This is a genomic window from Peptidiphaga sp., from assembly GCF_057238965.1.
The window spans coordinates 17,995-29,120 of record NZ_DBHHEV010000019.1 but is presented as its reverse complement, the minus strand read 5'-3'; the positions used below and the strand labels follow the sequence as shown (position 1 = coordinate 29,120).

Sequence of the window (11,126 nt, the reverse complement as noted above, 5' to 3'; positions counted from 1 at the left end):
GTGTCCGCTCCCGCGCCCGACGTCCCGTGCGACCTGGGCTGGTTCATGCCGATTTCCACGCGCAGAGCCCTGATGGACAGGCAGGGGCGCGTGCTTGAAGGCCGGCTTAAGGGCTATCACGAGGTTGCTGGGGAGGGGCGCTTCGCCCTTGAGTTCGCCGTCGACGGCGAAAGCTGGTTTCTCCTCAGAGCCGACGGGCTGCCGTGGGCCGCTTCGAGGCATGCCCGCTACTCACGCGTGCCGTCAGTTTGGGTCGATGTGGACATGTGGCGATACGAAGGCGGCGATTTCCTGGAGATCGGAATCGACGTGGAGCGCCCCGAGAAAACGGACCGCGGACGGTTGAGGACGGTCTACATCGAGCGGTGGCCCGACGACGAAGCCAGGTACGGCACGTGCCCGGGTGCGGGCGAGCCTCGCGAAGTTCTGACGCCGATACGCTGGGACGGGCGCGCATGGTGGCGGGAACCCCGATGGCGGGAAGGCTTGTTTCCGTCAAACGAGAGCGGACGCGGGATCGACTATAGGAGCCTTGCTCCGACGCAAAAGAAAACGGAGGGGGCAGTTTCGGCCTATTGCAGTGCAATAAGGCTGTGGGACGAACCCATCGTCCACTACACCCGAGAACGCCAAGCCCGATGGACCGAGCCGATCGGCCCGGGCGTGACGCTCGAAGATCTGCGCAGGCACTACGAGTCGATGGGCTTGGAGTCGCCCTACTGAGCGTCTGAAGACGCCTTGCCAGGGGCTCGCGGGCGTCCTGGCGCGGATTCATGTCCGCCGCGCCCGACGATCTGACCCGCCGCGCCCGACGATCTGAAAGGCGCCCCGCCGCCGCCGACGGCGGACTCAGGCGCCGGCAGACTCCGCTTTCCCGTCGTCGCCGGCCTTTTGCTCGGCTCCTGACCTCAGACTTTTGCCCGTCGTTCCGCCTTTGCTGTGGGGCTTTCCAGCCGACCCGACGCCGACGCCGCGTTCGGCAAGGTCCGCCTCGATCAGAAGTCTGCGAGCCCGGGCCAGCTTGCGTTGCGCCCCGAACAGCCTCACGAGCGCCACGGTGAGGAAGACAAACGCGACGGCCGCCGTCGCGAAGAACAGCGGCGAGGCGATGAGCTGCAAGACGCTCACAAAGTTGTTGAAGAACACTGAGGGCTCCAGACGGTCGGTGCGTTGCTGCGGTGTGACAACAGCCAAACATATTTTGCACGTTCATTTCGGCCAGGGAAAACCGCCGCTCCGAAGGCGCACCGGCCAAGGGGTGCAGACCAAAAAGGGAGCGCAGGCCAAGAGAGGGAGTGGCGCAGGCCAAGAAGGGGCGCGCAGACCGAGAGAGGGAGTGGAGGCCAAAAAAGGGGGGGGGCGCGCAAGACGCGCAGCCTGAGGGAGACATGCAAACCCAAGGGAGAGGCGTCGGCGGGCCGAGGGGAGGCCTAGAATAGATCGCTGGGAAGGCATCGCCGCACGACGCCGCGAATTCGCTTTGCGAAGCCGACGTGCGCTGCCGGGGAATTCCTCGGGCATGCGCGACGTTGAAGCCAGTGGCGTCCAAACAGGAGGGTAGATGGCGAGAATCACAGGGTGCGGACGGATCGTGCTCGCCGTGGTGTGCGCATGCCTTATGCTGGCGGGCTGCTCCCGCCCCATTCTCAAGCCGCCCGTGCCTCGCCCGCTTTCGGAAGGCGGGCGGGTCGCCCTCGACTCCCGCGCCAAGGGCCACGTGGGCGGCAACGGCTTCTGGACCAGAGACAGGCTCGCCCAAGCAGTCAGGGGCGGTCACCCGGACCAAGCCAATCCGCCGTCGTCGAATCAGCCGGGCCAGCAAAAGCAGCCTGGGCAGAAGCAGCCGTCGGCCCAGGCGACCCAGCTGCCCGCTTCGGCCCTGAACGATCCCAAGCTTTCAAACGTCCAGCTCGGCGAGGGGACGGTGGGCGTCGGCGAGAATTTCATCGGACTGCCGCAGACGGGAACCTTCTTTTACCGCACGGGGCCCCGCTCGACGGCCGAATACCACACATGCTCCGGCTCCGTCGTCAACTCGGCTTCGGGCACGATCGTCGTCTCCGCGGCGCACTGCTGGTACAACGTCAACGCCCAGTCGGTCGTGTTCATCCCCCAATTCTCATGGGTGAACGGCCGGGCCCAAACGCCTTACGGGGTCTGGGAGATGTCCGGTTCCACCATCTACATCGACCCCCGTTACGAGAGCGAGGGCGACGACGGCGTCGCCTACGACGTCGCCGTCCTCAGCGTCGCCCCGAACGTCGCCAACCAAACGATCCAAGAGGTGACGGGCGGGTTCGACATCTCCCTTGACGCGCAGATCGCCCAGCCGAAGGTGGAAATCGTCGGCTATCCGGCCGACGACTCCGACAATTCGACCTACACCGCCGCCTACCCCCGCCACTGCCTCAACTCGACCTCCGAATACCAGGAAGCGGGCACGTCTTTCTTCAACATCAAATGCTCCGGAATGGCCAGCGGCGTCTCCGGCGGGCCGTGGCTCGTTCCGAAGACGGTCAACGGCGTGACCAAGTGGTGCATGGTCGCCGTCACGGGCGGCGGCCAGGACGGCGGCGGATACACCGACGACGAATCCGTGGGCGTGCGCATGTCCGGATTCGTGGCCGAGCTCATCGCGAAGGCCGAAGCCTTCGACCTGTCGAAAGCCGGAGACTGGAGCGGCGCCCAGCTCATGGCGGCCGGCAACTTCGGCGCAGTGGACGGCGTCGACGACCTGGTCGTCTCCTGGCGCAACGGGACGGTGGACGTCTTCCTGGGCTCGGGCAGCCTCACATTCCCGTTCATGGCCTCCCGGAGGGCCTCGCGCGGGTCGTCGTCGAACCTGCCGCCGCGGATGCTCACGACCGCGGACCTCGACGGCTCGGGCCAAGACGACCTCGTCGCCCTTGGGCAGGACGGGAAGGTCATGCTGCTCCAGGACCCGGGCTCGGGAGGGCCCCGCCGGCTGATGCATCTCAACCCCCACGATCCGCTCGAATGGGTTCAGGCACGCCAGATCATCGGCGGCGACTTCAGCCCGGACGGCGACCACAAGAGGGACGACCTCCTCGTTGTATGGGCCGACGGAACGACGAGCGTCTATCTTCACGTGTCCAAACACGGACTGACCAGGGACAAGCCGTGGCCCGTCCACGGCCTCAAAGGCCTGGTCGGCGGCGAAGGCGGCGCGAACGGCCCGCTGGCGAGCGGGATCGACGGCGTCGTCGCAGCGGGGGACTTCGGCGGCGGCCGCCTCACGGACGTCATGGTGGTCGGCAAGGACCGCAGCGGAAGGTCCGCCGCGTGGCTCATCACCGACGACGATCCGAAGGGCGCCCTCCCGGTCTATCGCATCGCGCCCTACGACATTCGCGCAGCGGGAATCGATCCGAGCCAGGTCAAGGCGCTCGCGGCGGGCGATTTCGACGCCGAGGGAACGGGTTCCGACGTCGTCATCGACATGCGCGGATCGCGGGTGCTCATGCTCGCCAACGTGAAGGCGGGCAAGAAGCCGACGCCCTCCGACGTGACGACGGTCGTCAGCCGGTGACCGGACGAGCGGCTTTCAGCCGGTGACCGCATCGGCAGCCGTCAGCCGGTGATCGGATGGGCGGCCGCCGGGCAGTGACCGATAGAACAGCGGACAGCCGACGGCCGTGCGGACATCGGTCGGCAGGCGGCCGAATGCCCTTGGCTGACTTGGTTTCCGGCTCGCACGCCCGGACTTCGCGTCCCTCCCAGAGGGCGGCGCATCCCTTTTGGGGACTCGTCGCCAGAGATTCGGTTCGCAATTTGTTGCAGACCGTGAAACAGTAGGGAGGTCGGCTCGCAAGGTCCTCCCGGAAGGAGAATGAGAATGACCCGTAGGCCGTTCGCGCGCACATCGGCCGCGTTCGCGGGTCTTCTCATGGCCCTCGGGGCCTGCGGCCAAACGCCGAAGCCGACGTCGCCGTCCGGCGCGGGAGCGTCCACGACGGAGACCGCCCCCGCGCCCACCCTTGCCGCCCTCAAATACGCACCGAAAATTCCGGGAACGGCCGCTCTCCTCGAACGCAAGGAGAGCGGCCCCGGTGAACTCGCGGGCGTCGTCGTCAGCGGAAAAACGGTCGTCTCCGTCCGCCACGACTTCAAAGCGAAAAGCTCGGAGCTGGCCGGATACGCGCCGGGCGAGGCGAAGGCCTCGTGGAAGAAGACCGCAGACGGCTGGGTCGACTGCGTCGGAGACTCGCCCACCGTGTGCCTGACCTCGAACTACGAGGACGGCGAATGGTCCGTGAGCGATCCGCGCATCCTCAATCCCGCCAGCGGGCGGTTCAAAGACCTCAGCGTCGGCCCCGCCGGCACCTTCCAATTCGTCGGCGTGCGCGAAGGCGTCGCCTATTTCCTCACCTGGGACGGAACGAAAGACGTCCACGTGACGGGGTTCGACGCCGACGGCGCCCCCGTCGCGGACAAGAACTTGAGAATCGCCGCGCCAAAGACCGCCGCGCCAGAGAATGAGGGAACTGAAGAGAAGCCCTCGGCGTCGCCGCGCGAAAAGGCTTCGCCGACCCCCGGAAAAGCAGCCTCCCCCTCCGCCGCCAAGCGGCCGAAGACGCCTCGGGCTTCGAGCGCTTCGCCTTCGCGCGGCAACTCGCCGTCGCGCGCCGGTTCGTCCGGCTCTCCCGCCGACGTCGCTTCGCCTTCGAACGGCCCGTCGTCGAACGGCGCTCCCTCCGGCACGTCGCCGCAAAAGAAATCCGCGCACAAGCCGGTGGCCAGGCCTCCGGCCTCCCAAGCCACGGGAATTCGCGCGCAGATGACCGGCTCTTACCTCGTCGTGCGGACGGACTCTGTGTCGGGCGTCTACTTCACCCGCGGAAATCGCTTTGTCAAGAAGGATTTCGACGGCGCTTGCGCGGCGCTCAAGGACGGAGTGATCTGCGAAACCGAATCGGGCCTGGTCGGCATCGGCGCCGGGGCGGACGACGCGTGGGAACTCGAAGCCGACGTGACCGTGCTGAGCTCGGCCGTCGAGTCCGACTCCAGCCTTGCGGACGCCGAAGCGGACATGCGCTCGCGGCTTGGCCAGGCCAATGGCGTGGACGACGCGGCACCGAGCGAGGACCCCGATGCCTCGGCGCAGCCGACGCCGTCAGACGGAGCGGGCGGCGATGCAGCGGGCAAAGGCACTGCGGGCGAAGGCGCAACAGGCGGGAACGCAGCCGGCGGGAACGCCGCGGGCAAGGACGCCTCCTCCGATTCGAGCGACACGGCGTCCCCCCTTCCCCCGGGCAAACGATACTTGGCCGCGGGTCCGAAGGCGCCGGTGCTCCTTTCCGCCGGCGACGGGAAGCTCTCAATCGACGGCAAGCGCAGCGCGGCCATAGGCGAGGCGAGGGTCAAGGGCGTGGACCTCAGTCACGACATTGCCGTCGTCAACGTCGAAACCCGCGGCAAGTCTGCGGGCGAATCCAGGGCGCCCGCCATCGTTTCGTCGATCCTCGTCGACGGCGACGGCGCGACGCTCGCCGGAATCGACAAGACGCGCGCCGACCGGCTGTTCGCAGAGGCGAACGGAGGCGACGTGCTGCGGCCGTACGGCTTCGCCTGGCAGGGGAGCCGTTTGGTCTACACGGACCTGACCGAGGCGGTCATAGGCGTGTATCGAACCGCGGGGAAGGGCAAATGACGGCGCTGCGACCCGACTGGCGAGGGATTGAGGCACGGCTGCGGCTGCGCGGAGGTTGCGCAAGCGGGGAGAGGCCGGCATGAACGGAAAGAGCCTTGACGCAAGCGGCGGCGAACGGACGAAGGTCCGCGTAGACGTTTGGCTGTGGAGCGTGCGTCAATGCAAGACCCGCTCGCTGGCGACGTCGGAGTGCAAAGCCGGACACGTCAGGGTGAACGGCGAGACGGCCAAGCCCTCCACTCCCGTCCGAGTCGGCGACGAGGTGCGTTATCGGTACGAGGGATTCGATCGGATCCTCAAGGTCACGGGCGTCATTTCGAAGCGGACGAGCGCGCCCTTGGCGCAGGCGTGCTACGAGAATCTCACGCCGGAGCGCCCGCGCGTGCGAATTCCCGTGATGAGGCGAGAGCCCGGAACGGGCAGGCCGACGAAGAAGGAACGGCGCGAGCTCGACAGGCTGTTCGGCCGGGACTCGAACTTCGGCCGCCTCGACTGACGTTGCTGGCCGAGAATGCTGCGCCGGTCCAAGGGCGGCGCCGGGAGAAGAATCTGGCAGCCCGGGAGAAAGATTTAGGACTCCGCCCCCGCTGAGGAAACCGGGGCTGGCGAACCCGCGCCGTCGGATCCCCCCGGCGGTGCGATTCGTTTCGCGGAGAGCAGGCCCGCGACGTAGTAGGAGAACCGCCACATCACCCACTCCAACGGCCCGCGTCTGTAGAAGAGACGCCACAGGCCGCATACGATCAGGGCGCCGACGGACATCCACAGCACGGCCTCCCAGCTGTTGTTCGCAAGGTCCGGCATCGTTCCGAGGACCACGAGGTGGGTTGCGTAGACAGTCAGCGACATGGAGCCGACCGCGGCAAGCGGCCGAAGCGCGTTGCGGGAAGCCCGGCCGATGAGCAGGCAAAGCCCGGTCAGCGCGATCGCGAAGCCTCCCGATCCGACCACTTCGAACACCGTATTGGCGTGAGGGTTGGCCGTAATCAGCTGCGAGGCCGGGTCGAAGGCGACCGGCGCCCAGTCGAAGGCATGCTCGCGCTGATCGCTGTCGGGGTCGGCCGGAGGCGGGTCTGTCTCGCCGCCCGATGGAGCGGCGGCGCGGCCCCCTTCGCTTTCATCCGTCACAACGGCCCCGCGCACCTGCAGAGCGTCGCCAGAGTCGAACAAAGTGTGCGTGAGGACGTAGCTTCCCCCGTACCCGAGGGCCATCAAAACCGCGCCCAAAGCGACAAGCTTCGCTTGGCGCCTCGTCTCGGCGATGCATGACTTGCCGATCGCCATTCCCGCGAAGATGAAAGCCATGTAGACCAGCCCCGGGTAGTTCCCGGCGATGAGCATCGTCCACAGGAACGGGTCGTTCTCCTGCGCGGCAAGCCCGAGCGAAGCCGTCAACCAGACGATCGCCACGGAGACAATCGGGCCGACGACGGCCGTTGCCGCAGCAGCCGTCCACAGCCTGCGCGCGCTCCACGATGTGAAGGGCAGAGCCAAGACGAACCAGACGGCGTAATAGCCGAGGATGACGATGACGGGCAGATTGAGCAGAGACGTCAACATTGAGAGAAAGACGAGCATGAAGGCCCGCCCGACAATGCGCTTGCGCGCGATCGCCATGCGCTCGCCGGTGTAGGGCGCGTCCCTGCCCGTCAGAAGGGACAGCGACACCCCGGCGACGAGGGCAAAAAGGATGCCGGAGCGCCCGCTGGGGATGTCAGACAGGATCGAGTGGGTCGATGACCACCTGTCGTCGCCGTCGCCGATCGGCGCGAAGTTGACGTAGACCATTCCCAAGACCGCCAAGCCTCGCGCGATGTCCAAACCGCCGATCCGCCCGGGTCGCCGGGCGGTCTCCCCGCTCAGGGCCGCGGAACGGCCGCCCGAGGCGTCCGCCGCAGAATCTTGCGGGTTGAGAGCGGCCTGTTCCTCCGGCAGGGAGGCCTGCGTCTGAGCGGCGGCGTCGGAGTCTCCGGCGTCGCCGTTTGAGGAAAACGAAGCGGGCTCGGTGATGCTCATGACACAAGTCTAAGGGAGCCAAAGGGGTGAGAGCTAAGGCTTGCGTGCGCAGACCGGCTGGGCGAGGGCCGCCCGGGCTGGCGCGTCCGTTTCATTGGGCGCCGCGACGTGGAAGAATGTCGGGGTACAAGCGGGCAACCCTGAACGAGGAGAATCATGACGCCGCCGAAGATCAAGCTGGTCGATTCCGTCAAGGCGATCAACTGGAACAGAATCGAGGACGAAAAGGACCTGGAGGTCTGGGATCGCCTCACCGGCAACTTCTGGCTCCCCGAAAAGATTCCGCTCTCGAACGACATTCCCTCGTGGAACACCCTCAAGCCCCACGAGCAGCAGATGACCACCCGCGTGTTCACCGGGCTGACGCTGCTTGACACCGTGCAGGGAACCGTGGGGGCAGTTTCGCTCATTCCCGACGCCGTCACTCCTCACGAGGAAGCCGTTCTCACGAACATCGCCTTTATGGAATCGGTTCACGCCAAATCATATTCTTCGATATTTTCCACCCTTATATCCACGGAAGAGATCGACGAGACTTTCAGGTGGTCGGAAGAGAACGAGCATCTTCAAAAGAAAGCCAAGATTATCCTCGACTACTATCGGGGCGACGACGCCGAAAAGCGCAAGGTGGCCTCGACGATGCTCGAATCTTTCCTCTTTTACTCGGGCTTCTACGCTCCGATGTACTGGTCCGCCCACGCCAAGCTCACGAACACGGCGGACCTCATCCGCCTTATCATTCGCGACGAAGCCGTCCACGGCTACTACATCGGCTACAAGTACCAGAGGGCGTTGGCCAAGGCCTCGCAGCGGCGGCGCGACGAGCTGCAGGAGTATACCTACAGCCTGGTGATGGATCTCTACGACAACGAAGAGCTTTACACCGAGTCTCTCTACGACGAGATGGGGCTGAGCGAGGACGTCAAGATGTTCCTGCGCCACAACGCGAACAAGGCCCTGAACAACCTCGGGTACGAGGCGCTGTTCGGGCCGGACCAGACCGCCGTCAACCCGTCCATCCTCGCGGCGCTCTCGCCCAATGCGGACGAAAACCACGATTTCTTCTCCGGGTCGGGCTCCTCGTACGTGATCGGCACGACCGAGGCGACGACCGACGACGACTGGGACTTCTGAGAGGGCGCGGCTCACGGCCCCGCGGGTGGCGATTGTCACTGCCGCCGCGGGGCTCGATTCTTTCTGCGAAAAATCCGACGCCGCCGCCCGAGGTTGACGATTAAATCAAGCAAAGCCCCTGTTTTTCTTCTGGGCGTTTTCGAGGCGTCCACCCGAAGTGGCTGGCCGGCTCGGCTTGCGGGATGACGGGTGAAGCCTTTGCTTTCCTTACTCTTGACGTAGTCGCTCCGGTTCACGCACTTGGAGCGGCCTTCCGCGGCCCGTGTGGGGATGCGGGCCGCGGGGCGGCGGGATCTCCGACGTCGCCCCGCGGGGCCTGAGAAAGCCTCCCTCGCAGACTGTTCGGAATTCTTGCAGGCGCCTTGTGGCCGACTTTACATACGGGTAGAGTTCCCCATAGCCCCGGAGGGGCTGGAAAACACCGCTTAATCTACGATTGACCTATGCCATGGGAATCATTCCCCACACGTGCCCACATTTGAACAACGCCCATGGCTCAACACGCAAGGACAATTTCATGACAACTTCCTCACCAATCGGGGTCCGCCGGAGAGTGCCGGGGATCCTCACGCTCATTTGCACGCTCGCGCTGAGCCTTGGTGCGCTCCTCTCCATGCCCACCGCGGCAAGTGCGAATGAAGTCAAGGTTGTTACCGGCATCACGGTCGAGAACACGTCGCGCGACGGCCAGTCGACGCCGCACCACGTGTGGGACATCACCAAGGTGAAGTTCACGGTGGACACGACCGGATCCGGTGCAAAGGCCGGCGACACCTTCACCATCGGCCTGCCTGACTCGATGCGCACCCAGATCACGTCGTTCCCGATGTACGCGAACGACGGCAAGACCGAGGTCGCCAAGTGCACGGTCCCCGGCGGCGCCGGCCAGACGCTGACCTGCACCTTCACCGACTACGTCAATTCCCACCCCGACATGAAGGGCGGAGGCTGGGTTCGGACCCAGATCTCCAAGTCCGAAGGGGTTCAGAACTTCACGTTCAAGGTTCCCGGAAACCCGATCGTCGTTGAGATTCCGGGCGGAATGATCAAGCCCGGCGACCTGCGCGGACTGCCCGAGAGGGCGTACAAGCAGGGCTGGGTCGAGGGCGAGGTCAGCCCCAACCTCTTCTACTGGAGGATTTGGGTCAACGCCGGAGCCTACGCCAACAGCGGGCAGATCACGGTCAACGACACCTTCAGCGACGACCACGGCGGGTACAAGCTCTCGGACGAGTCCGGGCGGCAGCCCGTTCTGCGCGTGTGGAAGGATTCGAAGAAGTTCGAATCCGGGGCCGACGCCGACGAGACGATCAATGTCGGCCAGAGCGTCGACGGCGGGACTTTCCGTTTCCAGCCCAACGAGAAGGGCTTTCAGGCAAGCTGGCCGCGCCAGGACGGCTACGTCTACGAGCTCGGGTACTACACGGTTCTCAAGGACCCCTCGCAGGTCAAAGCCGGCGACGCCATACAGAACCACGCGAACATCAACGGCTCGGACGTCAAGAGCGACGCCGCCATCGTGACCCTCGGCGCCGGAAGGCTTGACGGGGCCGGCTTCGGCTCGATCAGCGTGACCAAGGCGCCGCTCACGGGCGACGCGGCCTCGCAGGTCGACGCCGCGAAGGAGTACACCGTCAAGGCCTCCTACACCGTCGACGGCAAGGAGAAGTCCGACACTCTCAGCCTCAAGGCCGGCGGCCCCGCTAAGACGATCGGCTCCCTCCCCAAGGGCACGAAGGTCACCCTGTCTGAGATCAAGCCGACCGACGACGGAGTGGCGTGGGGCGACCCCGTCTTCTCCTCGAAGGATTCGAACGTCAAGGTGGCTGACGGCGGCAAGAGCGCCGTCGTGACCGTCGGCGACAGGACGCTCACGTCCGTCGTCGTGACGAACAAGGCGAACCGGGTCGCCACGCCTCCCACGCGGACCACGCCGCCGACGCCGATTGCGCCGCCGACGACGCCGGGAGCCCCCGTGCCCCCGGTTCCCTCGACCCCCTCGGAGACGCCTTCCACGCCGACCGAAACGCCCTCCACGCCCTCGCTTCCCGACACGGGCGCGGCGGTGCTCTGGCTCGGAGTCATCGGCTTGGCCGCCGTGGCTGTGGGCGGAGTCCTCGTCTTCCTCCGCAAGAGGAACAAGGGCTGAAAACCAAGGCTGAGGCCGAACTAGGGGCTGACGCCGAAACTGCAAAGGCTCGGGCAGGCATCGGACCCATTTCGGAACCGCTGTGAATCGGAGGCGCTGAGGCGCTTCCGGCCAAGCGGCAAAAGGCCGATGCGATTCGGGCCGACCGGCGGGCTT

General features: G+C 65.9%; 8 protein-coding genes. 6 read left to right on the top strand and 2 right to left on the bottom strand.

Features of this window, described 5'->3' with window-relative positions; translation table 11 throughout:
* A partial coding sequence (locus ACO48X_RS03900; protein ID WP_485000720.1) for a hypothetical protein occupies positions 1-723 on the top strand: 723 nt, incomplete at its 5' end.
* 126 nt (positions 724-849) lie between these two features.
* Here the strand turns inward: ACO48X_RS03900 and ACO48X_RS03895 are convergent.
* Positions 850-1,128 (bottom strand): hypothetical protein, encoded by a 279-nt coding sequence (locus ACO48X_RS03895; RefSeq protein WP_485000719.1) that lies wholly within the window; start codon positions 1,126-1,128, stop codon positions 850-852.
* A gap of 433 nt (positions 1,129-1,561) precedes the next feature.
* Between ACO48X_RS03895 and ACO48X_RS03890 the strand changes: the two genes are divergently transcribed.
* The 3 genes from ACO48X_RS03890 to ACO48X_RS03880 all read left to right on the top strand — a co-directional run bounded on the left by ACO48X_RS03890 (position 1,562) and on the right by ACO48X_RS03880 (position 6,167).
* Positions 1,562-3,550, top strand: a complete 1,989-nt coding sequence (locus tag ACO48X_RS03890) for a trypsin-like serine peptidase (protein ID WP_485000718.1) — start codon at positions 1,562-1,564, stop codon at positions 3,548-3,550.
* 306 nt (positions 3,551-3,856) lie between these two features.
* The gene (locus tag ACO48X_RS03885) at positions 3,857-5,671 is read left to right on the top strand and encodes a hypothetical protein (RefSeq protein ID WP_485000717.1); all 1,815 of its coding nucleotides are present in this window, start codon (positions 3,857-3,859) and stop codon (positions 5,669-5,671) included.
* Between the two features lie 79 nt (positions 5,672-5,750).
* Positions 5,751-6,167: an RNA-binding S4 domain-containing protein gene (locus ACO48X_RS03880; RefSeq protein WP_485000716.1), complete on the top strand. Its 417-nt coding sequence runs from the start codon at positions 5,751-5,753 to the stop codon at positions 6,165-6,167.
* A 74-nt stretch (positions 6,168-6,241) separates the two neighbouring features.
* Here the strand turns inward: ACO48X_RS03880 and ACO48X_RS03875 are convergent, their stop codons facing one another.
* The gene (locus ACO48X_RS03875) at positions 6,242-7,687 is read right to left on the bottom strand and encodes a heparan-alpha-glucosaminide N-acetyltransferase domain-containing protein (RefSeq protein WP_485000715.1); all 1,446 of its coding nucleotides are present in this window, start codon (positions 7,685-7,687) and stop codon (positions 6,242-6,244) included.
* 156 nt (positions 7,688-7,843) lie between these two features.
* On the opposite strand from ACO48X_RS03875, the gene nrdF reads away from it, so the two are divergent.
* Together nrdF and ACO48X_RS03865 are read left to right on the top strand one after the other, a co-directional pair.
* Positions 7,844-8,821 carry a class 1b ribonucleoside-diphosphate reductase subunit beta gene (gene nrdF / locus ACO48X_RS03870; protein ID WP_485000714.1) on the top strand — a complete coding sequence of 326 codons (978 nt, stop codon included), beginning with the start codon at positions 7,844-7,846 and terminating at the stop codon, positions 8,819-8,821.
* A gap of 517 nt (positions 8,822-9,338) precedes the next feature.
* Positions 9,339-10,970 (top strand): Ig-like domain-containing protein, encoded by a 1,632-nt coding sequence (locus ACO48X_RS03865; RefSeq protein WP_485000713.1) that lies wholly within the window; start codon positions 9,339-9,341, stop codon positions 10,968-10,970.
* Positions 10,971-11,126 lie beyond the last annotated feature (156 nt).

Bases quoted from the DNA above. Each gene is read 5' to 3' on its own strand.
- ACO48X_RS03865 (WP_485000713.1), top strand. From the start codon at position 9,339: ATGACAACTTCCTCACCAATCGGGGTCCGCCGGAGAGTGCCGGGGATC.
- ACO48X_RS03875 (WP_485000715.1), bottom strand. From the start codon at position 7,687: ATGAGCATCACCGAGCCCGCTTCGTTTTCCTCAAACGGCGACGCCGGA.
- nrdF (WP_485000714.1), top strand. From the start codon at position 7,844: ATGACGCCGCCGAAGATCAAGCTGGTCGATTCCGTCAAGGCGATCAAC.
- ACO48X_RS03880 (WP_485000716.1), top strand. From the start codon at position 5,751: ATGAACGGAAAGAGCCTTGACGCAAGCGGCGGCGAACGGACGAAGGTC.
- ACO48X_RS03885 (WP_485000717.1), top strand. From the start codon at position 3,857: ATGACCCGTAGGCCGTTCGCGCGCACATCGGCCGCGTTCGCGGGTCTT.
- ACO48X_RS03890 (WP_485000718.1), top strand. From the start codon at position 1,562: ATGGCGAGAATCACAGGGTGCGGACGGATCGTGCTCGCCGTGGTGTGC.